The sequence below is a fragment of the Nocardia rhamnosiphila NBRC 108938 genome (assembly GCF_000720425.1).
Classification (GTDB): Bacteria; Actinomycetota; Actinomycetes; order Mycobacteriales; family Mycobacteriaceae; genus Nocardia; species Nocardia rhamnosiphila.
The window spans coordinates 163,881-188,611 of the sequence record NZ_JOAJ01000008.1; the positions used below are offsets into that span (position 1 = coordinate 163,881).

The window sequence follows — 24,731 nt, forward strand, 5'->3', positions numbered from 1 at the left end:
GGGAGCGCAGCGTGGTCACGCGGCGGGTGCCAGGTCGCGGGCGCGCAGCCAGCCGTCGACGAGCGTGATCGCCTTCGCCAGCGGCTCGCGCTGGTCGGGGCCCAGGTAGTAGTGGTTGGCGCCGGGGATCTCGTGCAATTCCTTGTCCGCGCAGCCCAGGGCCTCATAGATGCGATGGGCGTGCGAGGGTGTGCACACATTGTCGGCGGCGTTGTAGAGAACCAGGGTGGGGACCTCGATATCGGGGCCGCAGGCCACCGCGTCGCCGCGGGCGTCGTCGATACTCCACTGTGACAGCCAGCTGCGCAGGGTCGTGAACCGGGCCAGGCCGAACGCGCCCGTGTTCACCTCCTGCGGTTCGCCCAGATAGGACTCGCCGGGCGTGCGATCGTTGGGATCGAGGGCGGGATCGAGCACGGTCGGATCGGCCATGGTGCCGTGCACGACGAAACAGAACTCGTCCTGCGGCCGGTCCGAGGCCGCGATCGCCGCCAGCTTCTCCTTCACCCAGGCGGTGATCCGCCGGTTCCGGTCCAGCTGCGCCTGCCGGTAGCGGGTCACGAATTGGGGGCGGTAGGGCGGCTGGTTCGGGTTGTCCGGGTTGTAGAGATCCAGTTCCGGGTCGCGTCTGGAGGGATCGGTCTCGTCGAGGATCGACGGGTCCAGGCATTCGGTGAGGGTGTGGTGGCGGCTGATATGGGCGGCCATGAGGAGGATGCCGTCGGCCGGGATCAGGTCGAGTGCGGTGAGGTCGGGCCCGTCACCGGACGGGCTCGCGGTCACGGTCGGGCGCCGGGCCTGCTGCTGGTAGTACACCGACAACGATCCGCCCCCGCTCCATCCGGCCAGGACCACCTTCGAGTAACCGAGTCGTTTCTTGGCGTCACGGACGCATTCTCCGAGGTCCTGCACCACTTTCTCCATGAGCAGTGCGGCGTCGGCGCCGCGGTAGCGGCTGTTGCAGACGATGATGTGGTGTCCGGCCCGGGCGAGCGCGGTGACGATCGGCAGATAGGTCCCGCTGGAGACGGGATGCATGAGCACCAGCACCGTGTCCGACGCGAGATCCTTCGGTTTCACCAGGATCGAATCGAGGGTGACCGTTTCGGTGAGGCCGCCGTAGGCGTCCCGGGTGCCGGAGGTATTCGCGTACGCCACCACATACGGGACGCGTTCGACATGATGCGACATCGTATTGCCTGCCTTCGTCTTTCGTTTCCGCTGAGCACGGCGTCGGCACGGAGCGCCGCGGGCGGCCGGGCCGTGGTCCGCGACCGGGATCTTCAGTGCGCGCCGAGATTCGCGGCCCGTACCTCGGGGGAGGGGGTGAGCCGCCGCCGGGTGTCGACCGCGATGGTGGTCCACCCGATATGGGTGATCTCCTCGCGCTTCCGCCGTGCCCGCTCGCGCATCTTCTCCGGCGCGCCGTGGTGCACGCCCTGCGGCGCATGGGAGATCAGGCCCGGCGGCATGGGCACGCCGTACATATCGCCCCCGTGGAAGAACGCGATCTCGTCGTAGTCGGCATTGCGGTGATACCACGGCACGGTTTCGGTCCCCGGCGCCGATTCGGCCCGCTTCGGCAGGAAGTTCATCACGTACACCCCGGTGGCCTGCATGAACAGGTGCACGGTGGCGGGCAGGTGCACGGTATCGGAGAGGATCACGTTGTAGTCGGCGATATTGAACGTGAACGGGAAGTTGTCGCCCTGCCAGCCCACCACGTCGAGCGGATGGTGCCGATAGAACAGGGAGGTCGGACCGCCCTCGTGGATCAGCCGCACTTCGTACTCGTCGCGCCCATCGTCGTCCAGGGCCCGCGGCTCGGGAACGACCATCTTGCCCGGGTCGAACGGGAAGTGCCGCCCCAGCGGCCCGGCCGGCGGAACCCGGAACTCCTCGGTCGCCTCGATCATCAGCCAGGTGGATTCGCTGTCGGGCACCTGCCGGAAGGTGCATGCCTTGGGCAGGTAGACCCAGTCGCCCTCGCGGTAACGCAGCGGACCGAACTCCGTCTCCAGCAGACCGCTGCCCTTGTGCACGAACGAGAGCAGGTCGCCGTCGACGTAGCGCGCGAAGAACGGCATCTCCTGCGCGCGCCGGCTCAGCAGGATCCGGCAGTCGGCATTGGAGAACAGCAGCAGCGGTGCGCCGGCCGGGTCGGTGGAGTCGGTGGGCTTCAGCGTGTCGGCGAGGACGTCGACGGGCGCGAGCGGGCCCTCGGCGCGATAACCCATCGGCTCGTTGCGCCGGTACAGCTGAGCGGTGCGCCCGGTGAATCCACCGCGGCCCAGTTCATCGTCGGAGAGGCCATCGAGATCGGCGTGCAGCCGGTTGGGAGTGGTGCCTTTCCGCAGGTGCACAAAGGATTCCATAGCAGTATCCCATCCTCGTCGGGCACGGAGCGGCCATGGCGCCGGTGGGGCCGCGCTCCGCCACACCGCACAGCGAAGTGATCGGTGTCACCCTCGCAGAGAAATTGATAGCTGTCAATATAATTCGTGTCCATGGACGTAGAGGTCGCACCGGAACCGCGGGGGTCGCGCAAGGGGAGAGGACGCCCACCCGCCGGTGATTCGCCTGCCTCGGTGGACGAGATCCGCACGGTCGCCCTACGCGTCTTCGCGCGCGACGGGTTCGCCGGCGCCTCGGTGGCCGCGATCAACCGGGAACTCGGGGTGAGCCACAATCTGATCCATCAGCGGTTCGGTTCCAAGGAAGCGCTGTGGTACGCGGTGGTGGACTGGATCTTCACCGATGTCATCACGCTGCTGCGGATCCGGCCCGCCCGCGACGATCTGCCGCCGCTGGAGGAATTCCGCGCCGGCATCATCCGCTTCCTGGAAATCCAGGCCGAATACCCGGACGTAGTGCGGTTGATCGGTATGGAAGCGGCCATCGAGGGCCCCCGGCTGACCTACCTCTACGACCGGCACATCGAACCGATGTCGGTATTACTCGCCGAACCACTGAAACCACTGCTCCGGCAACGGATTCTGAACCGCGACGACCTGCGCACCCTGCACTTCCTCATCACGAGCGGCGCCACCGCGCCCTTCGCGCAGCTGCCGCTGGCGACCCGGATCGCCCCGGCGGACCCCCTCTCCCCGCGAGCGGTGCGCCGGCACGCGCGGCTGGTCGCCGACACCATTGTCGCCGGGATAGCGGCCCGGGTGGCTCGGGCACCGGGCACGGACGACACCTTCGGCGATGGATGAGGCTCGGAGGGAGACTCGCCGGCGTATCGGTCCGGTTCTGCCGGCCATCCATGGCGTAGAGCGGGATCGGCTCGGTGCCCGGGGGATCGGCTCGCCGCGTTAAGCTGACCCGATGGCGCGGGCGCGTGGTGCCGTTCAGTTGACGGTCGACGACTGGTTACAGGCCGGCTACACCGTGCTGGCGGAGGAGGGCTTCCGGGCGCTCAAACTGGACGAGATCTGCCGGCGTCTCGGGGTGACCAAAGGCAGTTTCTACCATCATTTCTCCGATATCGCCGCGTTCAAGGACGCGCTCGTCGCGGCGTGGGGCGGCTGGCGCGATCAGGACCACCAGCGGATGGACGCGCTCGCCGGTGTCGCGCCGCGGGAGCGGCTGATCGAGATGATGGGGTTGCTCACCGGGTCCCGCCAGTGGACGCTGGAGCGCGCCATGCGGGAATGGGCTCGATCGGATCCGCGCGCCGCGGCGAGTGTGCGCGCCGCCGACCGTCGCGCCCGTCGCGCGGTGCGCCGGGCTTTCCTCGATCACGGGTTCGACCAGGAGACCGCCACCCGGCGGGCGGAATGGATGTTCGCGATGGGGATCGGTGCGCTGCATCTGTCGGACGGGGCGCGGAAAGGAACCGCCGAGCACGCCGAGTTGGTCGATTTCCTGCTGCGTCGCTGAGCCGTGCGGTGAGTCGGATCGTTGTGGTGAGCCGCGGACAGGGCGTGCTCGACTCGGTTCCCGTCCGTGGGCGCCCGGCAACAGCCGCGCCGGTGGAAGCGCCGTGCCGGGGTCGGCCGGTGACCGCGACGAGTGGTGCGCCACCGACTCTCGGACCGCACCGGTATCGGCCGAGTCCGATGGGGCGACGAGCCGGTTCAGTGCCCGCCGGTCAGATGACCCGACAACCGTCGGTGCCGCGCCACCGAGGCCGGATTCAGGCCCCGGATCGTCACTCGTTTGCCCTTCGCGGCGTACTTCGTGGTGATGGCGTCGAGCGCGGCCACGGTGGAAGCGTCCCAGATATGTGCTTCGGACAGATCGAGCACGATCTCGGCCGGGTCTCCGCTGTAGTCGAATCGGTGGACGAGATCGTTGCTGGAGGCGAAGAACAGTTCGCCGCGCACCGTGTAGACGCGGGTGGTGTCCCCGGAAACCGCTGTCGCGACGGGTGCGACCTCGGTGAAACTCGCGACCCGGTGCGCGAAGGCGACCATCGCGGTGACGACACCGGTGACCACCCCGTAGGCCAGGTTGTGGGTGAGGACGGTGACGGCGACGGTCAGCAGCATGACCGTGGTCTCGGCGATCGGCATCCGCCGCAGTGTCGCCGGAGCCAGCGAATGCCAGTCCATCGCGGTGATCGACACCATGATCATGACCGCCACCAGGGCCGCCATCGGGATCCGCGCGACCAGCCCGCCGAGCCCGACCACCAGGACCAGCAGGAACACCCCCGCCAGGAGGGTGGAGATCCGGGTGCGGGCGCCGGCGATCTTCACGTTCATCACGGTCTGGCCGATCACCGCGCAGCCGCCCAGGCCGCCGAAGAATCCGGTGACGATATTGGCGACGCCCTGGCCCCAGCTCTCGCGTGTCTTGTTCGACGGGGTATCGGTGATGCCGTCGACGAGTTCGGCGGTCATCAGCGATTCCAGCAGTCCGACCACCGCCATCGCGAAGGCGTAGGGGGCGATGATCCGCAGGGTCTCGAGGTTCCACGGCACCTCGGGCAGCAGCGGAAGCGGCAGTGTCGACGGCAGGTCGCCCTGCCCGCCGACCTCGGGCACGTGCAGCCCCGACGCCACCGTGACCGCGGTGAGCGCGACCACCGCCACCAAGGGCGCGGGCACCGCGGTGGTGAGCCTGGGGAGCACCGCGATGATCGCGATCCCCGCCAGCACCAGCGGGTACACCGGCCACGGCACCCCGATCAACTGGGGGAGCTGGGCAAGGAAGACCAGCATCGCCAGCGAGTTGACCACACCGACCATCACGCTGCGCGGTATGAACCGCATCAGTTTCGCGACGCCCGCCACGCCGAGCGCGATCTGCAGGACACCGGCCAGGATCACTGTGGCCAGGAGATAGTCCAGCCCGTGCTCGCGCACGACCGGCGCGACCACGAACGCCACGGCGCCGGTCGCCGCGGAGATCATGGCGCGGCGGCCACCGGTGAACGCGAGGGTGACCGCCATGGTGAACGACGCGAACAACCCCACCCGCGGATCCACGCCGGCGATGACGGAGAAGGCGATCGCCTCCGGGATCAAGGCCAGCGCCACGACGAGCCCGGCCAGCACTTCGGTGCGCAACAGTTTCGGGCTGCGCAGCGCCGCCCTCACCGAGGTACCGGAGTGTCCGGTGCGCATTGCCGTCGCCACGGTGACTGTCTCCGTTCATCGAGCGCGGCCGTGGCCGCACGGCCGGGGTGGACCGGCACGGGTATCGGGGGAGCCGAGCGGACGTCGGGAAATCGTGCAGGACGAAGTCCGAAACCGGCCGTGCCGGCGGACAGCGGTGGGCGGCGAACACTCGGCGCGGTGACTTTACCTCCCCGTTCCGGCCGCGGTGCGGCGCGTCTCGCAAGGGCCGCCGATCCGCGGGTGGGCCGACCGGTGTGGCCACGATGCCGGTGTCCGGCGCGGACCCGATCAGCCGATCAGGTCGGCCAGGCGATCGACCTGATCCGGGTCGGTGCCGTAGCAGTAGAGCATGACCTCGTCGGCGCCCAGATCGGTGAATTGCCTTATCGCCGCGCGGATCTCGTCCGGCGTCGTGCACATCCCCGACACCACGTTCTCGGCCCAGTCGGTGAAGTCGTAGTAGGCGCCGATGGCCGCCCGGGCCTCGTCGACGACCGATTGCGGTCCGAGCGCGGCATTGACCTGGGCGACGATCCGCGGGTCCCCCTGCCGTCCGTGCTCGTGCCAGGACCGGCGAACCGAATCGAACAGCCCTTCACACCACTGTGCCGGTGCCGCGGACAGGAATCCGTCGCCCCAGCGAGCGACACGTTCCAGCGCGACGGGCCGGAACCCGCCGAAGAGGATCGGCGGTCCGCTGCGGCGAACCGGTGTGGGCCCGATCGGCCCGCAGTCGCCGCCGAACGGTTCGCCGGACCACAGGCCGCGCAGTTGCGCGAGTTGCGCGTCCATCCGGCGGCCGCGCGTGTGCAGGTCGACCCCGGCCGCGAGGTGGTCGTCGGCGCGGCCGCCGACGCCGAGCCCGAGCACCAGCCTGCCGCCGGACATACGGTCCAGCGTGGCGACCTGTTTCGCCAGCAGAGCGGTATCGCGCAGCGGAGCGAGCAGGACCTCGGTCTGTAGATTGATCCGGCTGGTGGCACCGGCGAGCACCGACAGCGCCACCAGCGGTTCGGGGTTGTCGTAGACGAGGCGGTCGAGCAGGCCGAGGGTCGAGAACGGTCCCGCGTCGGCACGGCGTGCCCAGTCGAGCAGGACGGCGGGGTCGGCGATGGGGAGTCCGAGTCCGATATGCATGGCATTCCTCCGGAAAAATGGGTGGGCAAAATACGCCGCCCACTCCATCGCCCGGTTCGTTCGGGCGCGGGCTCCCACTCTGCGGCTGTACTTCCGGGGAGCTCCGATCGGATCACGCCGACTATATGCGTGAATACGGCCGTCCACAAACAGAAATCCGCCGGTCCTTTCCCGGTCGCCGGGGTCCGGCCCAAGAGTTCATCGGGTGACCCACGATTCGTTCGTTACGACGGCGGTCATCCCACTTCCAGCACCGCCTTCCCGTGCAGGCGGCGCGACAGCAGCGCCTCGGCCGCCTCGCCGACCCGGGTCCAATCGCCCTGCCAGGCGATACTCGGCCGTAGGGTCCCGATCGCGACCTGCCGGGCCAGCCAGCTCAGATCGGGCCCCAGGTCGCGACACCCCAGGAGGAAGAAGGAGGTGACCGACCGGTCGTGCCGGCCCTGATCGCCGAAGAAGGCCCCATAGGGGAACGTCTCGTCCGTGCCGGCCGAATGCCCGACCGCGACCACCGTGCCGCCCTCGGCGAGACGCTGGTAGGCGTCGACCAGCCGGCTGCCACCCACCAGATCGATGGCGCCGTGGACCGGGGCATCCAGGTCACGGGCGCCGGTGACGACCTCGGCCGCACCGAGTTCGCGCAGGCCCGCGCCGTGCGCGGCGGGGTCGCCGGTCGCCGCGACGACATGCGCGCCACCGAGCCGGGCGAGCTGGACCGCGTACCGGCCGGTGCCGCCGGTCGCTCCGGTGATCAATACCCGCCGCCCCAGCACGGGTCCGAGCCGGTGCAGGGCGCGCAGCGCGGTGGTCGCGGCGACCGGAACGGTGCTGAGCGCCGCCGGTTCCGCGCCGGCCGGAGCCGTGCCGATCAGGTCGGTGTCCACCGCACGGAACTCCGCCCAGGCGCCGGACCAGCCGAGGGTGACCACCGGTGTCCCGAACTGGACCTCGCCGTAGTTGAGCGATGTCGCCGTCACCCGTATCACCGCCTGATGCGGTGCCGGGTCCGGATCGGGTACCTCGCCGATACGTAATCCGGCCGGAGCGGAACGGTCGACGATCAATGCGCGCATCACACAGCGCCTTTCGAGTGGGAAGAGTTTCGATGTGACACCGGGTGCGGTGCCATCACCTCAAAATGCCACTGAGTGGCAAATGGCGTCAAGGGGCGATAGGAATCGAGGGGCGGCCGGACGCTATCCTGTCCCTATGGCCGACGCTGCGCTGGACCGGCCGCCGCTGCGCGAGCGCAAGAAACTACGCACGCGCCAGGCACTGGTCGACACCGCTCTGGAACTGTTCACGGAGAACGGATTCGACAGCACCACGCTCGACGAACTCTGCGACGCGGTCGAGGTCTCCAAACGCACCTTCTTCCGCACCTTCACCAGTAAAGAAGACGTCGCCATGGCGCCGCTGCGAGACCTGTGGGCCGCCTTTCTCCACGAGCTGGAAACCCACGAGCCCGGTACCGGATCGCTCTACGGAATCCTGCAGGACAGCGTGCTGGCGGCACTGCAACGAATGCCCGTGGAAGGCTGGGCCGGCCGTGCCGCCCGCAGCCACCGTCTCGCGCAGTCCACGCCCTCCATGGGCGCGAACAATCTCCAATTCTGCGACCGCACCGTCCGCGAAGCGCTGGAGATCCTGCACCACCGTTTCGGCGCCGGACTTCCCGCCGACCAGCGCACTCGTCTGGCCCTGGACGTCGTGGTCGCCGCATTCCACTGCGGCATGGAAGCGTGGAGCAACAGTTCCGGCAAGCGCGATATCGGCAGCCTCGCGAACCACCTCCGTGGTGCCTTCGCCGCCGCACCCGAAGCGCTTGTTCTGGTGCCGGGTCCACGTGCCGCCGACTGAATCGGCGCGCGGGTCCCGGACGGTCGAATCGGTCGGCCGAAAACTCCGTGCCCAGGAAACGGCACAGGCTGTGTTCCGGACCGGACTACGCCGTGCCCGGTTCCCGACCGGGCCCCGGCCCCGCGGTCAGTGGCGCGGATTCACCGGTTACGTAGTGGAGTAGCGGGGACAAAACTCGGTGTCGACGAGCCGCGAACCTGATGACGGGCAGTCGTTTACGCGGTCACGCGCGCATCGATGACCGACATCGACATTCCTGGCGATTGGCCCGGGTATTCGACCCAGGTGGCAGCCCGAAGTGGGGGCCTGTACGGGCGGCACCGGCGCGGACGATGGGCGGCGGCAGTGCGGGCCAAGGTTTTCGCGTGCAGAGCCTAGGTGGGGCTGTTCCGGCAAGGGAAAAGAACGGCCCCGAAAAAGCTTCGACAGCTTTCCGGGGCCGCCGGTCACGGATGAAACATCCGAGACCTACGCAGTTTGGGGTAGTGCTTACATCCCTCATCGGAGCGGCCACGCCCGGCGAACAGGGGCCGCATTCGTCGACAGAGATGTATTGGTGCCTCTTGCTACTAGGCGGGGGTCTGCCCCGGCGTGGCGTCCGCGGAGCCGGTCAGCAGCGGCAGCAGTGTCGGGAGCAGGTCCGCGGACCCGGTCGCAGCTCCGGTGCCCGGGTCGGTCTCGTTGACCGGAGCCACATCGGTCAGCGGCAGCGGTGCGGCGGACGCGGCACCGGCAGCGACGCCCACGCCGGCGGCGGCGATCGAGACGGCCGCGGCGAAGGTGCTGAATCTGGATCTCACAGTGTTCCTTTCGTTGGTATCCCGTGCTGGGACGAAGGATGATTACGCTGTCATATGTCGAGCCGCTGCGAGAGTGTTACGGCGAGATATGTTTTCTCTCACACAATTAGAAGCGTCGATGCCTCACTTGCTCGCTGATGCACTTCGTTTCGGGGTCGGCCTCCGTTGCCCCCTCGGTATCCACCTGAACACCCACTGACACCGCGCCCGCTGTCGCGGCCAACGAACCCAGATGCAGGACTCCACCGGGCCGCCTCGCGACCACCGCCGCTCGAGATACGGGCGAGAGAATCCCCCGAGCGCGCTTGGTGAGTTCGGTCGGTTTGCTGTGCAGGTCGGCGCCGATGTCTGGCGGGATGCGGTCGTGGGCGATTAACCGGGCCGCTTTTCCAGGTGTTCGTCGACACCACAGAACGCGGGGAGAACTGTTCTCTCGTCTCGTTCCGCCGCGCCGGGATGGCATGTAAGGCCAGGTGTCCTCGTGGTCGTAGTCGTAGTCGTACCGGCGACAACCGCGTCTCATTCGCGCCCGAACCGCCACCGAATCGATGCCGAGCGGGTGCCGGGACACCGCCCGGCCTCACTAATGTCGGAATCCGTGCCGAGCGAACCCGAGCAGCCCGTACGGCCGCCTTCGTTCCATCTCGATGACATCGCGACCGCGCGCACCGAAGAGGGGACGTCCGGCGTCGACCCGATGGCCCTGCTCGTCGCTGCCCTCGATCTGCAGGCAGCCCTCCCGGGGATCAGGCGTATGCGCGACTGGGCCCACGCGGCGCTGGCCGTCGGCGCCGGGGAGCGAGCTCTCGATATCGGCTCGGGGACCGGCTCGGAGGTGCTGGAGTTCGCCCGCCGGGTGGGACCGGAGGGGCAGGCTGTCGGGATCGAACCGAACCCGGCGATGCTCGCCGTGGCACGTGAACGGGCCGCTGCGGCGGGGGCGCGGTGCCGGTTCGTCGAAGCCGACGCCTACCGGCTGCCGTTCGACGACGACTCCTTCGACGCGGTACGCAGCGAACGCGTCTACCAGCATCTCGACGATCCGGCCGCCGCCACCGCGGAGATCGCCCGGGTCCTGCGGCCGGGCGGCCGGGCGGTACTGGTGGACAGCGACTGGCAGACCGCCATTCTGCACCCCGGCGACACCGAAGTGGTCGCGCGGATGATCGCCGCCATGCTCGAGGCCACCCCCAACTCCAGATCCGGCCGGTCCCTGCGCGGCCGGCTGGCGGCGGCCGGGTTCGAGATCGACGATATGGGTTCAGAAGCGGTGATCTGGGATCCGGCCGCCGCCCGTCCCATGTTCGACGAGGTGGGCGGTGCCGCGCTGGCTCGGGAGGTGATCACCGAACAGGAACACGACGATCTCGTCGCCGCCATCGAAGCGGGCGTCGCGGTCGGTGACTATCACCTGTCGGTCACCATGTTCGCCGTCCTCGGCCACCTCCCGCTTCACTGATCCGAGGTTCCCGGCGCCCCTACCCGCAGTGTGGCGGGCCGGTATCGAAGGCGGGCCTCGCTGCCACCCGGGCGATTTCGGCCGCGAGCTCCGCGTGGTCGACCGGTCGCGTGGTGTCGACCGGCAGCACCGGCCCGAACCCCAGCGGCGTTGCCCGCGCCGCCCAGATATCCCAGTCCGCGGCAAGGCGCTGTTCGTCCCGATACAGTGCGGGGCGCTGACGGGCCGCATAGCGAGCCCGGGCCACCTCGGTTGTTGCATCACACCAGATTTCGACGAACCGGCCGGGCGCCACCAACTCGACCCCCGTCTGCGCGAACCGGAGATCGCGCGGGCGGAACCACCAGGAGTCGACGACCACATCGCGCGGCGCCGCACGGGCCGAGGCCCAGACGGTATCCATTGCGATACCACCGAGATCGGGTACGGCGTCGATCTCGGTGAGGCATCCGGCAAGGGCCTCCTTGACAGCGTCCTTCGACAGGAACTCCGCCCGCAATACCGAGGCGAGGGTCGCCCCGAGAGTCGATTTGCCCGAGCCGGGTAGTCCGTTCACCAGCACCAGCAGTTTGTCCACGAAATCATCGTCGCCGCCGGGCGTCCGGACCGCGAACCCGACCGGTCCGGCCACCCCATGGGAGTTCGACCCTTCTCCCTACCGCCTGGACCGGACGTATGCGGTATCGAAAGCTTGGGAAGTGCGGACCGGCGACTACCCGGAATTCTCTCCGGGGGTGCGAGCCTCCGCAATCCCAGAACGTGTCGCCCCCGGAACCACGCGATGGCAACCTGCCGACGTCGAAGACAGCCATATCGTCGGCCCGAGTCTCTGTTCGAAGCAGTGCTCGAGGTCAGGGTGGGGCCGGAATGCGGTTACCGAGTCTCTGCCCAGGCGAGGAACTGCTGGGCGGTGAAGACCGGTTTCGCGAACTTGATCGCCTGTTTGGCCTTCCCCGACTGTGTGCCGGCCTCGGCGGCGACCAGTGCCTCGCATTTCGTCTTGGTGACGGTGGCGACGGGCACGAGTCCGCACTTTTCGGATAGGCGCTCCAGTTCGGTTCGGTCCCAGGGTTTTCCGGCGTCGTCTGTGAAGCTTCCGGTGAAGCAGACACGCGCGCCGGATATCAGAATCGCGGCGAGATCGGCCGAGGGCAGGGCGGAAGCGGGGGCGAGGAGCGGATACCCGAGCTTCCGTTCCAGGTCGCGGAGCAGAGTTCGGGTGTCGTCGTCGGGCCTGGTCTTCGCGGCCGAGGCGCGCAGCTGTTCGGCGAGGACTTCTTCGCGGGACTTGTCGGCGGGGAGTACGCCGTCGGCCCGGAAACAGTCCGGTCCGCCGCCCCGGCACAGCAGATATCCGGAGGCGGGAGCGGCAGGCAGGAAAACACCGGCACTCGGCGGCGGTACCGGCCGGCGTGTGACGATATCGCGGACGGTGCGGGCGCGGTCGATCGCGCGCGGTGCGTCGAGGCGCTCCCGGTCCGCCGGCGTGAGTTCGGCCGGGGTCAGGTCGCTGCCGATGGGCATGGCGACGGCGGAACCGTTGCGTTTGAGTTCGGCGTCGATGTAGCGGAGGTGGCGGTCGATATCGGCGCCGATCGGGGTCCGCCCCACCAGATACGGGGCGAGCGCGGCCCAGGCCAGGGGCAGGGTCGGTGCGAGGAGGACGTCGGCGGCCGCGATGCCGTAGTCCGCGCGGGCGGCTCCTAGATCGCGTTCCGGGTTGATCAGGGTAGTGATCTCGGTGCCGTCGTCGGTGATCAGGGCGAATTCCACCGGCCGCGGGTGATCGTAGCGGCCGTATTCGCCGACTGTGCAGATGCCCAGGTACACCGGACCGAGCGAGGCCGGGGCGCGCTCGCCCGCGGCAAGGAACCGTCGGACCCGCAGATCGGTCTTCAGGTCTTTGACCGCGACGGGACGCCGCAAGACCAGGCCCGCCATCGACGTGCAGCGGCTGAGCGCGACATACAGTTGTCCATCGGCGAAGGTCCCACCGGTGAGGTCGACTACGAGACGGTCCAGTGTCTGGCCCTGCCCTTTGTGGATCGTGATGGCCCAGGCCAGCCGGAACGGCAGCTGGGTGAAGGTGCCGGCAACCTCGTTGCGGAGGGTTCCGGCCTCGACGACCGGCCGGGTGATCTCCCAGGTATGCGGACGGACGTCCACGCGGATACCGGCGGGAAGTTTCACCGTGACGACGGGTGTGCCGTCCTCGATCCGGAATGCGACGACTCGGCCGATCGTGCCGTTCGCCCATCTGCCCATACCGTCGTTGGTCAGGAGCATGATCTGCGCACCGACCTTGTAGGTGAGTTGGCGTTCGGTCGGCCTGTCGAAGCCGTCCAACTGCCCGGTTTCCGTCGCGTGAGAGGTGATTTCGGGTTGATCCAGCCGGCGGAGTTGATCCCGGTTCCGCCGGTCCGCACTCTTGTTGGTGGTGGTCAGGGTCAGCCAGAACTCGTGGACCGGTGGCCGGAAATCCGCTTCGGTTCGGGCGTTCAGTTCCCCCAGGAGCCGCGGATCGATCGTGCCCGCGCGGATCGCGCCAAGGATCTCCAGCAGGCGCGCGTCGCCGACCTGACGGAACACCCGGGTCAGCTCGATGGTCGGGAATCGTTCCGGCGTGTAGCAATCGGCGGAGAAGAAGTAGGGCGACTCGTACCGTGTGGTGAAGAACTCCGATTCGCTGTCCAGCACGACGGGCGGCAGCTGGAACAGATCGCCGACCAGCACGAGCTGCACTCCGCCGAAAGCTGCACCACGCCGGGGACCGTACCGTTGCAGTGCGGCCGCGAGCATATCCAGCAGATCCGCCCGGATCATCGATGCTTCGTCGATGACGAGCGTGTCGAGCTCACGCAGGGTGGGGGCGAATCGCGCGGGGAAGTACCGGCCGCTGCGGACTTCGTCGAGGGTGGTCTCGGGCCGGAACGAGAACAGATTGTGAATGGTGTGGCCGCCTACGTTCAACGCCGCTATACCGGTCGGCGCGGCCACGAGCACCTTGCGTTCGGTCGTGCGGAGAAATTCGCGGATCAGCGTGGATTTACCGGTGCCGGCCTTGCCGGTCAGGAAGAGGCTGTCACCGCGCGCCAAGCGGTCGAGCGCTCCGGCGAACTCCGCCGTCAAGGTGATCCCGGCACTCTCGGTGGTCGTCATATGTCGTCCCGCGGCTCTCTTCGTCTGTTCACCGGTCCCGGCCGCACGCGATCCGCGAATTCTGCCGGGAAATCCGCGATGGCCGGGCTGTTCAGCTCTTCGGGCATGAGGCAATAGCCGGCTCCGGCTTTCGAGCCGTTCGGCCGCGCCGTGCCCAACCCCGCGATGCCGCCGGCAGCGCCGAAACAGCAGTGGAGTACCCCGTACCCGCCCTCACCGTGACGGATCCGCACCCGGTTGTGTGTTGTGCGCTGTGCGCGCTCACCTGTGCGCGTTGCTGGGCTGCGATGTGAGAACGGGGAGTCGAACCCCTCGCACTGCCCTCCGTGCGCCAGGAGGTGACCGATTGCCCGTCGGTCCAGCGGGTCGGTGCGCGCCTCCGTACCGGCTACCTGCTCCACTGCTGTGGTCAATCCAGTAGGTCGACCTCCCAGTTGGCGCGCTGGATCCGCACATCCAGTTCACGCAGCTGCGCGGCCAGCCCATCGGCCTGCGCGCGGAGTTCGGCGACCGGCAGCGCGGACAGGATCTTCAACTCCGACCGGAGCTGTCGCGCGTAACCACCCCGGTTCTTGCCCGCGGCCGCGTCCGCCGCGTCGGTGATCACCGAATGCCGCAACCGCAGCGCGTCCCGGCGAGCGAGCGCATCGGTCAGGGTGCCGTCCGGGCCGATGTTCGTGGCGGCGTTGGTGCGATTGATCCGCCGGATCAGCGTTTCGTACTCTTCGAGCACTTCGCCGGCTTCGCCGAGTAGCGCCGCCGCGTCCTCGGCGGGCTCCTCGCCCTCCTGGAACCGGGCGTTGCCGACGATCCGGGCGCGCAGCTGTTCGACACGGCGCACCGCGTCCGCACGCAACGACAGAGCCTCTGCTGGCTTCACATCCCTACTTTCGGTCACGACCACGAAGGTTCCACAAGCTTGCCATGCACTACTGGCCATCCAGATCGCTGCGATCAACCGATGGACGAAACCAGTGTGGGCGGGCTAATCGTCGGCGGCAACTATGAGTCGGAGAGACCCTCCTGTCGTGTCGATCGTGACGATCTCGTGGAACTCGGTGTAGATGAACCCGTAGTCATTGACAGCCGAGGAGTCGAGTCCGGACAGTGTGACGATGTCTGTGGCAGTGCGAGCCGGCTCGAATACGTTCCGGTCGATCACCTGGCGTAGCGCATCCGGAACAACACCGCACTGATCGATCCAGCGCGTCAGCAGTGCGATTACGGGTTGGGTTCGGAGTCCCCCCGGGATCAGCCATGAGGACGAAGCTATCAGAGTTGGTATGGCAAGTGCCCCTGTCGAATAGGCCGCCGGCGTCATGAGGGCAAAGTGTGTCCGGTGGGCATAACGAGGCGGCCGGGTTCGGGTGATCAGCCGGACTGCCTACGCTCGGAGCGTGGACGATCAGGATCAGTACGCGCGGTACGCGGCGGATCGGCAGGTGCTCCGGGCGATCGGCGCCCATCTCGGTAGCGAGGTCGGCCGGGTGGAAGTGCGGATCCCCCGGGCAATGGCTGAATCCGCGATGGCCGCGTGGAATCGAGACGAGTCGGATGACATGGGCGAGGAGAGCCGGGAACAGGGCGCGTTGCGTGAGGACGCGGCGGAGCTGGCCCTGATCGGGCTGGCGATCGACGAGCGCGGGGTGTGGAACGGTGACGATGTCGTGGTCGATCTGGATATCGCCCGGATCGCCGCGGCACTTCGTGCGGTGCGGTAGGCGGTCCGCAATCGAGGGGGTACGGAAGAGGTGGCCGGCGCGATCCCGCTCCGCTGGTAGTCGCAAGCCCCGACACCCCGCTGCTCGGAAGGACGCGGGGGAGTGAGTGGTAACGGTCGTATTTACGAAGTTCGTCCAGGAGAAGTTCGAGGGTGTCACCGTCGGGGGTAACGGACACCTGTACGTGGTCACCGATAACGACGGCCTGGACGACGCCAATGGTGAAACGGTGTTCCTGGACCGCGGGCCGGCCGGGTCCGCACTCGGCGGATAGCTCGGCGTCGATCTCGCCGCCGGGCACGAAGCCCGCCGGCGAGGTCGGCCATCCCCTCAGGCCACCGCGGCGTGGAATCCTGGGCATCGCCTTGTCGAAGATCACCGACCTTGTGTCGTTCCTGCGAGCGCGGGCACGCGTTCACGCCCGGTCTCGGGACCGTCGGAAGGACTCACTGCCTGTGCTGGGGCATGAGGAGACGGAATCGTATATTCTTCCATTTAAATATTTGGATGGAGGAACGGATGCGGATCCTAGTGGTGGGCGATGGTGCGCTCGGGCAGGTTTTCGGGCTGCGGCTCGGGCTCGGTGGGGCGGCCGTGAGCTATCAGGTCAAGCCCGGACGGGCCGGTTGGGGTGGCACCGGGCGCACGCTGTATCGGCTGCGCCGGTTCGGCGGTCCGGTCGCCGAGCGACTGCGGCCCGAGGGCGTACACGCCGAGACCCCGGACGGGCCTTGGGACATGGTCTGGTTGTGCGTGTCCTCGACCGCGCTGCGCGGGTCGTGGCTGCCCGGCTTGCGAGACGCGGTCGGCGACGCGACCGTGGTCACCATCGGGCAGGATCTGCACGATCGGGAGGTGCTGGAGCGGGTGTGGCCGGCCGAGCGGATCGTGCAGGTGGTGCCGTCCCTGTTCGCCTACTCCGCGCCGTTGACCGGTGAGGTGCCGGCGCCGGGGATCGCGTACTGGGTGCCACCCGGTTCGGCATTGAAGGTGCTCGGTGAACCGGCTCGAGCGGAGGCGGTGGCGAGCGCGTTGCGCGCCGGTGGCCTGCGTGCCCGCCGGTCCACCCGGGCGGGTACCGGCGAACACGTCGCCGCGCTGATGGTGCCCTATATCGCTGCGCTGGAGGCGGTGGGCTGGTCGCTGCCCGCGCTGCTCTCGGACATCGGACCGGCGGTCGAGGCCGGCGGGGAAGCCTCGGCGGTTGTCGCCGCGCAAGCCGGGGGCCGCCGGGTCCGTACGCCGAAGTGGGTGGCCCGGTCGGTACTGCGGCTGTTGTGGGTGCTGCCCCCGTTCGCCCTGGGCCGCTACTTGGCAGCCCATTTCACCAAGGTGGCCGATCAGACCAGGCTGATGCTCGATGGTTGGATCGCCGAAGGCGAAACCCGGGCGCTGCCGGTGACCCGTCTGCGCGAGCTGCGGAATCGTCTTTCCGCCCGGGAAACGGCGTGACCCCCACCGCGGAAAGCGTGCTGGGCACCTTCACCGAATGTCAGCCACTGTTCACCGCGCTCGGAGACGACCGGCGGCAGGCGATCATCGCCCTGCTGCTGAAAGCCGGTGGGGAGGCAAGCGTGGGAGAGATCGCCGCGCAGCTCGGGCTCTCCCAGCCGGCTGTCTCGCATCACCTGAAGATTCTGCGTGCGGCGCGACTGCTCACGGTGGAACGGCGTGGCACCCTTCGGTTCTACACGCTCAATGGTGCCGAACTGACCGATCTCCTGGCTCCGCTGCGTGAACTCGTGGACCAGATCACCTCCTGCGCCGACCGGCCCGGTCATGAGAGTCGGGGCGGGGCCCGGTAGGCGGCGAGGAAATCGGCGCCGGAGCGAATCGCCCGCCCTCCGGCGCCGTGTAGTGGAACGTCGCGCGCCGCCGGTCAGGGATTCGTCGAGCAGCGGACTGCCGTCGGTATCTTCGCGCCGGCGTTTGTTTCGGCGCCGGGCAGCAGGCTCCGCCGTCGACCGGGGCACAGTGCGGCCCTACTCCTCGTCGGCATCCCATTCGGACTGGCCGGCGCAGGTAATCCAATGCAACGCATGGAATCGTTCCGCCGTGAGCATAGGATCCAGATCGCCGATTATTTCTCCGGTTTGCTCGTATACATCCTCCATGAAGTGATTCAGGAAGAAGTAGTAGTGCAGTTCCGTGAGTATCTCCCGGCCGGGGCGCAGGCCGGCGTCCCGGATGAACGGCTGCAAGGGTTGGCCCAGCGCCGGTAGATGGTCGGCGACCAGCGCGCCGTCCATCCTTTCGCCGGGATCGACCAGACCCGGAACTCTCCCCGAGGCCCAGAGCAGGACATACAGGGACTCGGCTCGCCAGGTCAGTGAGTTCGACTGCATCGCCGACTGCTGCCACAGCATCTCCTCTTCGGGCAGGTCGGTCAGCGAGAAAGCCCATTTTTCTCGTTCGGTCAATTCCTGCAGAAAATCTTCCGCTCGCATCCATTCCGCGACTTCCCTCGGATCCGGATGGAAGAGGATGCCGAGCAGTGCGTGGAGGGCGAGTGTACGCCTGGCCAACTCACCGGGATCACGAAGCCGGATGGGGAAGATCTCCTCGATTTCAGGGAGGGAGTCCACTTCCAGCCCGTGCTGTTTCAATCGGTCCTCTGTCGACAGGGTCATCGAATTCCTCTCTGTGGCACTATGCGTCACCGAACGCTCGGTGGATTCCTTCGTGCGAAGGGCCGGACGACATGGTCTTCGAAGGGCAGGGCACGCCGGCCGGGGCGGGCAGCGCCAATTCCGTGTCGATTGCGGAAAGTACTGACGCTCAGCGATTTCCCCCTACGTCTCTACGCCCACGGTCGAGCCGTCAGTTTTTCGCGCCTCCCCTCCCGGATGCAAATGACAGAAGTCGCGAGGATCGGTCCATGGTCGATGGCCGGCCGAAACACCTTCCTCACCGCGTCCGAACCGGGTCGCGGGGGCGCTACCGTGTACGCCGACCTGTCACGCGATCCCAGCCGCCCGCTGCGGAAAATTCGGAACGAGGAAGCCCATGTCGGGATATGTTTTCGATACCAAGCACGACCGCTATCCGGTGGCGGCCCACGTCTTTCTCGTCGAGCGCGGCCGAATCCTGTTGTTGCGCCGGGCCGGTCGCGGCTACGCCGACGGGCGACTCGGGCTGCCGGCCGCCCACGTGGACCGCGGGCAGGCTCTTACCGTGTCGGTGGTCCGTGAGGTCGCCGTGGAACTCGGAATCGCCGTTGCCCCCGCCGACCTACGCCCGAGCGGCACAATGTTCCGCTGGGCCGGTGAACCCCGGGTCGATATCTTCTTCGCCGCGGAGTCGTGGCAGGGCACACCGGAGATCCGCGAACCACACAAGTGCAGCGAACTCGTCTGGGCCGACCCCGATGACCTACCCGGGGACGCCCTCGATTTCGTGGCCACCGCGTGGGCGGATGCGAGAGAAGGCCGGATGTTGCGGGAATTCGGCTTTGTGTCGGTCCCGATGTGAACGTAGCCGGCTTGGAGCGGCGCACCGCTGCCGCACTGCCGACAGCCGAGCGTGGTCGGCGGTGCCTGTCACGATGCGTTCGGCTCGGGTGAACTGCGGCGATATCAAGTCCGACCCGTCGGCGGGGGAGTTGCGTATTGGTCTCGCTCCAGGGTGTGGTGGTGTGCTGCGGGGGTGAAACTCTCCGCATTCGTTCAGTTCGTCTCGCTCGATCGCCGGCGACTCGCGGCCGCCGCGCTGGCGGTGTCCGCGCTCTCGGTGGCCACCGCATGTGACGCCGGCCCCGGTACCACGGTCGCTTCCGCACCCGCGGGCACTACCGGCCAGGTTGTGACGACACAGCAGTTCGCCGACCTGGAAGCGGCCCACGGCGCGCGACTGGGGGTGTTCGCGCTCGACACCGCCGACGGCCGCAGCGTGGCCTACCGTGACGGTGAGCGGTTTCCGATGGCCTCCACGTTCAAAGGCCTCGCCTGCGGTGCCTTGCTGCACAAGCATCCGCTGTCCTCGGGGTTCTTCGATCGGGTGATCCAGTATCCGCGCACCGATCTCGTCGAGAACTCGCCGGTCACCGAGCAGCATGTCGATACCGGGATGACGGTGGCCGCCCTGTGCGAGGCGGCCATCACGGTGTCGGACAACACGGCCGGCAATCAGATCCTGAAACTGCTCGACGGCCCGGCGGGCTTCACCGCGTTCCTCCGCGCCCTCGGTGACACCACCTCGCGACTGGACCGCTGGGAAACCGAGCTGAATACCGCGATCCCCGGCGACGAACGCGACACCACCACTCCCGCCGCACTGGTCGCCGACTATCGCGCACTGGTAGTCGGCGACAGCCTCGCGGAACCCGAACGCGCGCAACTGTCCGCGTGGCTCGTCGCCAGCGCGACCGGTGGCAATCGCATCCGAGCGGGGCTGCCCGCCGGCTGGAAGGTCGGCAACAAGACCGGGTCCCCGGCCTACGGTTCCGCCCTCGACGTGGCCGTGGCCTGGCCGCCGGGACGGGCCCCGCTGGTCATCGCGGTGCTCACCACCAAATCCGAGCAGGATGCCGAACCGGACAATGCTCTGGTGGCCGCCGCCGCCCGGGCCGCTGTGGAAGCGCTCGGCACCAGCCCGGCCGGCTGACGCGGTATTCGACCACCCTCTGTCGGACCGGGCTGCGGCTCTGCCGACGGCCGGTCGATTCCGGTGACCGGCGCGGCGTAGTCGCGAGACGTGGTCCCGGACCGTACCGCGGCGGGTCAGGCCGAGATCGTGCCGCTGTAGACGGTGAAACCTTGCCCCTTGGATTGGCATCCGAAGCTGCCGTGGAACCCTACATCGCAGCGCGCGCCGGCGTGCTCGACGTAGGGCCCCCACGTGCCCACTCCGGTTTTGACGTCGCTGATCTGCGGGTTCCCGCCGGGGAGCGTGTACGGCGTGCCACCGTCGAAGGTCGGGTGCGCGGGCAGCCACGACTGGTCGATGACGATCTCGTTCGTCTGCAACGGGATCGGTAGGAAGCGGTATTGGAGGCGGGCGGGTTGCGCGATATCGCAGCCGACCGTTCCGTCTCCGTAGATGGCGCAGCTGAAGGTTCCGGCGGTGAAGTGAACGGTGTCCGCTTCGGCGTGGGCAGTCGCGGTCAGGAGTAGGGGCGCCAGTCCAGCGGCTGCCAGCACGCCGGCTGCTCTCGTCATCATTCGCTTCATTCGGAACTCCTTCGGGTACGAATTCGGAACTACCGTCGAGTGTTTCGCGAGACACTAGTCGTTCGTTTCGGAGAATAAAGGAGTTTCGGCTCGAAGCGATCGCGCGCGATGGAGGCGTGGCCACAATCTTCGGCGCAGCGAACCACGGCCGTCGGTTCGTATACGGCCCGAGGGGCGAGCCGACGCCCGGGGGTCACGTCCGGCCGCGGAGTTCCGAGGTCCGATCGCCGGTGGTAGGAGTCGAATGGGTGAGGAGTCGGTCGCCGGGCCCCCATTCCGACCGGCGGGGCAATCCGTGGCGGACGGGCTGCGATCAGCTGCGGCCGGCAGTGCGACGTGGATGGTCGAGAACCGCGCGCCAGGCGGCTTCCCATGGAAACAGATCCAGGTAGCTCTCGCCCGTCCCGGGTTCGTGCTGCTCGTCACCGGCCAGCACCGTAACCCCCCAATCGGACAGGTTTCGCCTCGCCACCTGCACTGCCGGAAAACTCATCTGCGCTCGGTTGGAGAACGGTACCGCCACCACCGGCAGCCCCTTGCCCACCGCTTCGACCAGTAGTCCGAGCGGCAGCGTATCGGAGATCCCGGTAGCCCATTTCGCCATGGAATTACAGGTGAGGGGTGCCGCGATCATGGCGTCGGCCGGCGGAAGGACGTCGGGTGTGCCGGGCTTTTTGTAGTGGCTGCGTACCGGGTGACCGGTCCGCTCTTCGAGCAGGTCGATATCGATGAACCCTCGGCCGTCCGGTGAGGCGATGACGCATACGTCCCAACCGTCGGCCTGCGCCAGGTCGACGAGCCGGGTGACGTGGCGGGCGGGCGGTGAGCCGGTGACGATGGCGTACAGGACCGGTTCTTTCCGCTCATTCACAACACCCATGATGTCAGTCCAGAGCAGGGGAGGTCTCACGCCGTGACGGCCGCAACAACGTCCGGCCTGCAGCCGACGACGCGTGGCAGCGCCGCACCGACGAATTCGGAAACGTTTGAATGAGTGTAGTGGGCCGACATTCACCGGGTTCGGCGCTCGGTACGGCGCAGGTCCGGTCGCCGGTGGTAATGGCGGCCCGGGGTGTGTCGGTACTGTCGGCTGTGTCGAGCACGACACAGCGAAAGGGTCAGTCGATATGAATTCGGGTTCCGCAGCAGCTATGGAAAATATTCGTCAGGGCTACCTCAACGGCGATCCTGTCGCCACCGCCCTCTTCATTCCCCTGTTCTTCATCGCGGGCGCGTTCGCGCTACTGCAGGGCCAGCCGTTCTGAGCGCACTTCATCAGAAGTAGCCGAGAACACCGGAGGTGGGCACGGGAACCGCGCCTTGCACGATGTCACGTGGGGCGCGGTTCACCGCCGAAACCCCGGGGCTCACCATGGGACTTTCGACAGTCTCGCCGACACCCGCGCCGGTAGGAGACAAATCTCCAAGTCGGTGAGTGGCGGCTCCGCACATACTCCATTCATGAGCATCGAGCAGATCACCCCGAAACTGATCGTCGAGGGCGCCGACGCGGCGATCCGCTACTACACCGGCGTATTCGATGCCGCTCTTCAGCAGCGGCACGAGGCGGACGGCAGGGTGGTGTTCGCCGCGCTCGAACTTTCGTGCGGAGCCGTATTCGAGGTGAAGGACGCCGACGAGTTCGATCACGACCCGCTGCGGCTCGGCGGGCGCGGACTTCTTCTCTCTGTGGTGTCGGCCGATCCGGACCGCCTCGCCCAACGGATGGCGGAGGCCGGCGGCGAGATCGTGTTCGAGGTGGCGGATCAGCCGTACGGCGCGCGCCAAGGGCGGGTGCGGGATCCGTTCGGTCACGAGTGGATCGTCGGGAGGCCGATCCCGTAGGACCGGGGGTGCGCGCAGGGCTGTGAAGTCAGGGAAGTAGCAGGCCCCAGTAGATCGCCCAGCACACGAACCCTGTTCCGCCGACGACCACTACCGCCCATCGGGTCCACGCCCCTTTCGACATTCCGGCCGGTGAGCGGGGCGTTCGCACAACGAGGTAGCCCAGCGCGACCACTGCGCACACGGCAACGATCTGCAATGCCAGCCACGGCAGGGTGCGGCCGAAGAGTAGAGGGCCGAAGGAGGTCGCGCGGCTGGTGAGGATATAGCCGAGCTGGACGACCGCGCCGACGATGCCGATCACGGCCGTCGATATGAGTATGCGCGCGGGGCGCCGGTCCGGCAGCCGCCAGGCCCGGACCGTGCCGGTCAGCGCGTAGCCGCCGAACGCGAGCGCGATCACGACCGTCAGCAGCAGGTTTGCGGGAGCCGATTCCCACCGGGCCACCGCTTCGAGGTCGCGCACCGGATGTCCTTGCACCGCAGGTGGATCGGCGCGCGGGAGGGAAGCCGAGCCGGGCAGCCCGTTGACCCACTCACCCATGAGTTCGCCGTATCCCGGCGCGAGGCCGGGCAGCTTGTCGAAGCCGTCGGTGGTCGGTTGCCCACTGTGCTGGGTGCCGGGCAGCGTGACCAGGGTGTAGTTCCTCTTCCCGGCGCGGTCGAACGCGGCCTGGAAACCGCGCAGGCTGTCACCCGGCGGGGTCAGCCGGTCCTTGTCGCCCCAGATGGCGAGGACCGGCTGCGTGATCTGTTCCAGCACCGGAATCGGGTCATAGTCGGCCTGCGCGAACAGCCCGGCGCCGACGAGCTGCCGGATCCCGTTGCGCGCCAGGATATCGACCATTGATCCGCGCACGCCCGCCGCGCCGAACCTGGTCTCGTTCGCCCAGGCCTGCTGCGCGGCCGGCGGCCCCGAGTTCGCGCCGATCGTGATCAGGAAGGCCGCGTCGGCCGATCGCGAAGCGGCGAGCGGCGCCACCCACCCGCCCTCGGACAACCCCCACAGACCCACTCGGGCGGGATCGACCTCCGGTCGGCTCCGCAATGCGGCAAGACCTGCCAGCGCGTCGTCGGCCAGTAGCGAATAGTCGCGGTGCGCCGGTGTGTACCCCTCGGTCCGCTTGTCGTAGGCGAGCGCCACGATGCCCGCGCGGGCGAAAGCGTCGGCGGTGAGGTCGTAGTGGGCACTGCGGCCGTCGCCCGACCCGTGGACGAGGACGACGCCCGGCCGTCCGGCGGCGCCGGACGGCGCGTGGACGGTGCCGGTCGTCGTGGTGCCGTCGCCGCGAGTGAACGTGATATCCACCGTGGTGGTGTCGTCTTGTGCGTGTGCGGGCGGTATTCCGTAGCAGACAGCGGCGATCACGGCGGCGGCGAAGAAAGCGATACGTCGAACGATCGAAGACATGGTGGGGCTACTGGGCCGAGGTGTCGCCGGGCGCCGGGAAGGCGAGGAAACGAGTCAGTACGCGGCGGGCGCCGGGCCGGCCCTGCCGGTGGGTCACTTGGAAACGCTTGAGCAGTGCCAGGTAATCCTCGAAGAATTCCTCGATTTCCGCGGGCGTCGCATAGACCGCTCCACGCGAGAAAGGCATGATGTCCGCCCAGTCACCCAGCTCGGTGCGTCGAGCCTCGAACTGCTGGAACATCTCGATGTCCTCGGCGAGGTGCTGCGCGAACAGTCCTTCCAGTAGTTCGCGCACCTCTGGTGATCGTTCGCGGTCCATCCGGTACCGCAGATCCTTGGGCGGCGAACGCCACCACCGTTCCTTCCCCTTGGCCAGCTCCGGTGCCTCCTCGATGAATCCGTTCTCGGCCAGCTGTCGCAGGTGGTAGCTGGTAGCTCCGGTGTTCTCGCCGAGCAGGGCGCCGAGCGCGGTGGAGGTGGCCGGACCGTTTTCGGCGAGGGCGCGCAGGATGCGCTGGCGCAGCGGGTGCGCCAGCGCACGGAGAGCGGCCGGATCGGTGATCTCTCTGGGGGGTATCTCAGCGGGCATGGTTACAGAATA

General features: G+C 68.0%; 25 protein-coding genes. 11 read left to right on the top strand and 14 right to left on the bottom strand.

Annotated features, from left to right (window positions below; translation table 11 throughout):
- Positions 1–15 precede the first annotated feature (15 nt).
- On the bottom strand, positions 16–1,191 hold the full coding sequence (locus IG75_RS0125150) for a serine aminopeptidase domain-containing protein (protein WP_030523959.1): 1,176 nt from the start codon (positions 1,189–1,191) through the stop codon (positions 16–18).
- A 92-nt stretch (positions 1,192–1,283) separates the two neighbouring features.
- Entirely contained in the window at positions 1,284–2,375 is a 1,092-nt protein-coding gene (locus IG75_RS0125155; RefSeq protein ID WP_030523958.1) for a homogentisate 1,2-dioxygenase, read from the bottom strand.
- Positions 2,376–2,507: 132 nt separating this feature from the next.
- Between IG75_RS0125155 and IG75_RS37530 the strand changes: the two genes are divergently transcribed.
- Positions 2,508–3,218, top strand: a complete 711-nt coding sequence (locus IG75_RS37530) for a TetR/AcrR family transcriptional regulator (protein WP_030523957.1) — start codon at positions 2,508–2,510, stop codon at positions 3,216–3,218.
- Between the two features lie 112 nt (positions 3,219–3,330).
- A complete protein-coding gene (locus IG75_RS0125165) occupies positions 3,331–3,885 on the top strand; it encodes a TetR/AcrR family transcriptional regulator (RefSeq protein ID WP_030523956.1) in 555 nt (184 codons plus the stop codon).
- A 197-nt stretch (positions 3,886–4,082) separates the two neighbouring features.
- On the opposite strand, the gene IG75_RS0125170 is transcribed toward IG75_RS0125165, so the two are convergent.
- From IG75_RS0125170 to IG75_RS0125180, 3 genes are all read right to left on the bottom strand, one after another.
- Positions 4,083–5,576: a SulP family inorganic anion transporter gene (locus IG75_RS0125170; RefSeq protein WP_030523955.1), complete on the bottom strand. Its 1,494-nt coding sequence runs from the start codon at positions 5,574–5,576 to the stop codon at positions 4,083–4,085.
- Between the two features lie 282 nt (positions 5,577–5,858).
- Positions 5,859–6,707, bottom strand: a complete 849-nt coding sequence (locus IG75_RS0125175) for an LLM class flavin-dependent oxidoreductase (RefSeq protein ID WP_030523954.1) — start codon at positions 6,705–6,707, stop codon at positions 5,859–5,861.
- 236 nt (positions 6,708–6,943) lie between these two features.
- Positions 6,944–7,780: a zinc-binding dehydrogenase gene (locus IG75_RS0125180; protein WP_030523953.1), complete on the bottom strand. Its 837-nt coding sequence runs from the start codon at positions 7,778–7,780 to the stop codon at positions 6,944–6,946.
- A 136-nt stretch (positions 7,781–7,916) separates the two neighbouring features.
- Between IG75_RS0125180 and IG75_RS0125185 the strand changes: the two genes are divergently transcribed.
- On the top strand, positions 7,917–8,567 hold the full coding sequence (locus IG75_RS0125185) for a TetR/AcrR family transcriptional regulator (RefSeq protein ID WP_030523952.1): 651 nt from the start codon (positions 7,917–7,919) through the stop codon (positions 8,565–8,567).
- 569 nt (positions 8,568–9,136) lie between these two features.
- Here IG75_RS0125185 and IG75_RS0125195 read toward each other — a convergent pair.
- Complete coding sequence (locus IG75_RS0125195; protein WP_030523951.1) at positions 9,137–9,367, bottom strand: hypothetical protein; 231 nt, start codon at positions 9,365–9,367, stop codon at positions 9,137–9,139.
- A 598-nt stretch (positions 9,368–9,965) separates the two neighbouring features.
- Between IG75_RS0125195 and IG75_RS0125200 the strand changes: the two genes are divergently transcribed.
- The gene (locus IG75_RS0125200) at positions 9,966–10,826 is read left to right on the top strand and encodes a methyltransferase domain-containing protein (RefSeq protein WP_245713214.1); all 861 of its coding nucleotides are present in this window, start codon (positions 9,966–9,968) and stop codon (positions 10,824–10,826) included.
- A gap of 19 nt (positions 10,827–10,845) precedes the next feature.
- On the opposite strand, the gene IG75_RS0125205 is transcribed toward IG75_RS0125200, so the two are convergent.
- The 3 genes from IG75_RS0125205 to IG75_RS0125215 all read right to left on the bottom strand — a co-directional run bounded on the left by IG75_RS0125205 (position 10,846) and on the right by IG75_RS0125215 (position 14,865).
- Positions 10,846–11,457 carry a P-loop nucleotide/nucleoside kinase family protein gene (locus tag IG75_RS0125205; protein ID WP_051714907.1) on the bottom strand — a complete coding sequence of 204 codons (612 nt, stop codon included), beginning with the start codon at positions 11,455–11,457 and terminating at the stop codon, positions 10,846–10,848.
- Positions 11,458–11,699: 242 nt separating this feature from the next.
- On the bottom strand, positions 11,700–13,985 hold the full coding sequence (locus IG75_RS0125210; RefSeq protein WP_030523948.1) for an AAA family ATPase: 2,286 nt from the start codon (positions 13,983–13,985) through the stop codon (positions 11,700–11,702).
- Positions 13,986–14,394: 409 nt separating this feature from the next.
- Positions 14,395–14,865, bottom strand: a complete 471-nt coding sequence (locus IG75_RS0125215; protein ID WP_030523947.1) for a DIP1984 family protein — start codon at positions 14,863–14,865, stop codon at positions 14,395–14,397.
- 517 nt (positions 14,866–15,382) lie between these two features.
- Here IG75_RS0125215 and IG75_RS0125225 point away from each other — a divergent pair.
- The 4 genes from IG75_RS0125225 to IG75_RS36600 all read left to right on the top strand — a co-directional run bounded on the left by IG75_RS0125225 (position 15,383) and on the right by IG75_RS36600 (position 17,511).
- Complete coding sequence (locus tag IG75_RS0125225) at positions 15,383–15,706, top strand: hypothetical protein (protein WP_030523945.1); 324 nt, start codon at positions 15,383–15,385, stop codon at positions 15,704–15,706.
- A gap of 106 nt (positions 15,707–15,812) precedes the next feature.
- Entirely contained in the window at positions 15,813–15,980 is a 168-nt protein-coding gene (locus IG75_RS39310; RefSeq protein ID WP_156059156.1) for a hypothetical protein, read from the top strand.
- Between the two features lie 245 nt (positions 15,981–16,225).
- Positions 16,226–17,158 (top strand): hypothetical protein, encoded by a 933-nt coding sequence (locus tag IG75_RS39315; protein WP_156059154.1) that lies wholly within the window; start codon positions 16,226–16,228, stop codon positions 17,156–17,158.
- A complete protein-coding gene (locus IG75_RS36600) occupies positions 17,155–17,511 on the top strand; it encodes an ArsR/SmtB family transcription factor (RefSeq protein ID WP_030523943.1) in 357 nt (118 codons plus the stop codon). Before IG75_RS39315 ends, IG75_RS36600 begins: the two co-directional genes overlap by 4 nt.
- Positions 17,512–17,688: 177 nt before the next feature.
- Here the strand turns inward: IG75_RS36600 and IG75_RS0125245 are convergent, their stop codons facing one another.
- Positions 17,689–18,336 (bottom strand): DUF4272 domain-containing protein, encoded by a 648-nt coding sequence (locus IG75_RS0125245; RefSeq protein WP_030523942.1) that lies wholly within the window; start codon positions 18,334–18,336, stop codon positions 17,689–17,691.
- Between the two features lie 376 nt (positions 18,337–18,712).
- On the opposite strand from IG75_RS0125245, the gene IG75_RS0125250 reads away from it, so the two are divergent.
- Positions 18,713–19,177, top strand: coding sequence for an NUDIX domain-containing protein (locus IG75_RS0125250; RefSeq protein ID WP_030525992.1), 465 nt, complete (start codon positions 18,713–18,715; stop codon positions 19,175–19,177).
- Between the two features lie 174 nt (positions 19,178–19,351).
- The gene (bla, locus tag IG75_RS0125255) at positions 19,352–20,308 is read left to right on the top strand and encodes a class A beta-lactamase (protein WP_030523940.1); all 957 of its coding nucleotides are present in this window, start codon (positions 19,352–19,354) and stop codon (positions 20,306–20,308) included.
- 116 nt (positions 20,309–20,424) lie between these two features.
- On the opposite strand, the gene IG75_RS0125260 is transcribed toward bla, so the two are convergent.
- Positions 20,425–20,874 carry a hypothetical protein gene (locus tag IG75_RS0125260; RefSeq protein WP_156059152.1) on the bottom strand — a complete coding sequence of 150 codons (450 nt, stop codon included), beginning with the start codon at positions 20,872–20,874 and terminating at the stop codon, positions 20,425–20,427.
- Between the two features lie 313 nt (positions 20,875–21,187).
- The gene (locus tag IG75_RS0125265; protein WP_210436847.1) at positions 21,188–21,745 is read right to left on the bottom strand and encodes a flavoprotein; all 558 of its coding nucleotides are present in this window, start codon (positions 21,743–21,745) and stop codon (positions 21,188–21,190) included.
- A gap of 590 nt (positions 21,746–22,335) precedes the next feature.
- Between IG75_RS0125265 and IG75_RS0125275 the strand changes: the two genes are divergently transcribed.
- The gene (locus IG75_RS0125275; protein ID WP_030523937.1) at positions 22,336–22,719 is read left to right on the top strand and encodes a VOC family protein; all 384 of its coding nucleotides are present in this window, start codon (positions 22,336–22,338) and stop codon (positions 22,717–22,719) included.
- Positions 22,720–22,747: 28 nt separating this feature from the next.
- On the opposite strand, the gene IG75_RS0125280 is transcribed toward IG75_RS0125275, so the two are convergent.
- On the bottom strand, positions 22,748–24,130 hold the full coding sequence (locus IG75_RS0125280; protein ID WP_051714909.1) for an alpha/beta hydrolase family protein: 1,383 nt from the start codon (positions 24,128–24,130) through the stop codon (positions 22,748–22,750).
- Between the two features lie 7 nt (positions 24,131–24,137).
- Positions 24,138–24,719: an ArsR/SmtB family transcription factor gene (locus tag IG75_RS0125285; RefSeq protein ID WP_030523935.1), complete on the bottom strand. Its 582-nt coding sequence runs from the start codon at positions 24,717–24,719 to the stop codon at positions 24,138–24,140.
- Positions 24,720–24,731 lie beyond the last annotated feature (12 nt).

What these genes read in the sequence shown, in the direction of transcription:
- IG75_RS37530 (WP_030523957.1), top strand. Translation starts at nt 2,508, where the DNA reads ATGGACGTAGAGGTCGCACCGGAACCGCGGGGGTCGCGCAAGGGGAGA.
- IG75_RS0125150 (WP_030523959.1), bottom strand. Translation starts at nt 1,191, where the DNA reads ATGTCGCATCATGTCGAACGCGTCCCGTATGTGGTGGCGTACGCGAAT.
- IG75_RS0125285 (WP_030523935.1), bottom strand. Translation starts at nt 24,719, where the DNA reads ATGCCCGCTGAGATACCCCCCAGAGAGATCACCGATCCGGCCGCTCTC.
- IG75_RS0125280 (WP_051714909.1), bottom strand. Translation starts at nt 24,130, where the DNA reads ATGTCTTCGATCGTTCGACGTATCGCTTTCTTCGCCGCCGCCGTGATC.
- IG75_RS0125275 (WP_030523937.1), top strand. Translation starts at nt 22,336, where the DNA reads ATGAGCATCGAGCAGATCACCCCGAAACTGATCGTCGAGGGCGCCGAC.
- IG75_RS0125245 (WP_030523942.1), bottom strand. Translation starts at nt 18,336, where the DNA reads ATGACCCTGTCGACAGAGGACCGATTGAAACAGCACGGGCTGGAAGTG.
- IG75_RS0125165 (WP_030523956.1), top strand. Translation starts at nt 3,331, where the DNA reads ATGGCGCGGGCGCGTGGTGCCGTTCAGTTGACGGTCGACGACTGGTTA.
- IG75_RS0125210 (WP_030523948.1), bottom strand. Translation starts at nt 13,985, where the DNA reads ATGACGACCACCGAGAGTGCCGGGATCACCTTGACGGCGGAGTTCGCC.
- IG75_RS0125170 (WP_030523955.1), bottom strand. Translation starts at nt 5,576, where the DNA reads ATGCGCACCGGACACTCCGGTACCTCGGTGAGGGCGGCGCTGCGCAGC.
- IG75_RS0125250 (WP_030525992.1), top strand. Translation starts at nt 18,713, where the DNA reads ATGTCGGGATATGTTTTCGATACCAAGCACGACCGCTATCCGGTGGCG.
- IG75_RS0125260 (WP_156059152.1), bottom strand. Translation starts at nt 20,874, where the DNA reads ATGAAGCGAATGATGACGAGAGCAGCCGGCGTGCTGGCAGCCGCTGGA.
- IG75_RS39315 (WP_156059154.1), top strand. Translation starts at nt 16,226, where the DNA reads ATGCGGATCCTAGTGGTGGGCGATGGTGCGCTCGGGCAGGTTTTCGGG.
- IG75_RS0125180 (WP_030523953.1), bottom strand. Translation starts at nt 7,780, where the DNA reads ATGCGCGCATTGATCGTCGACCGTTCCGCTCCGGCCGGATTACGTATC.
- IG75_RS0125155 (WP_030523958.1), bottom strand. Translation starts at nt 2,375, where the DNA reads ATGGAATCCTTTGTGCACCTGCGGAAAGGCACCACTCCCAACCGGCTG.
- IG75_RS0125185 (WP_030523952.1), top strand. Translation starts at nt 7,917, where the DNA reads ATGGCCGACGCTGCGCTGGACCGGCCGCCGCTGCGCGAGCGCAAGAAA.
- IG75_RS0125175 (WP_030523954.1), bottom strand. Translation starts at nt 6,707, where the DNA reads ATGCATATCGGACTCGGACTCCCCATCGCCGACCCCGCCGTCCTGCTC.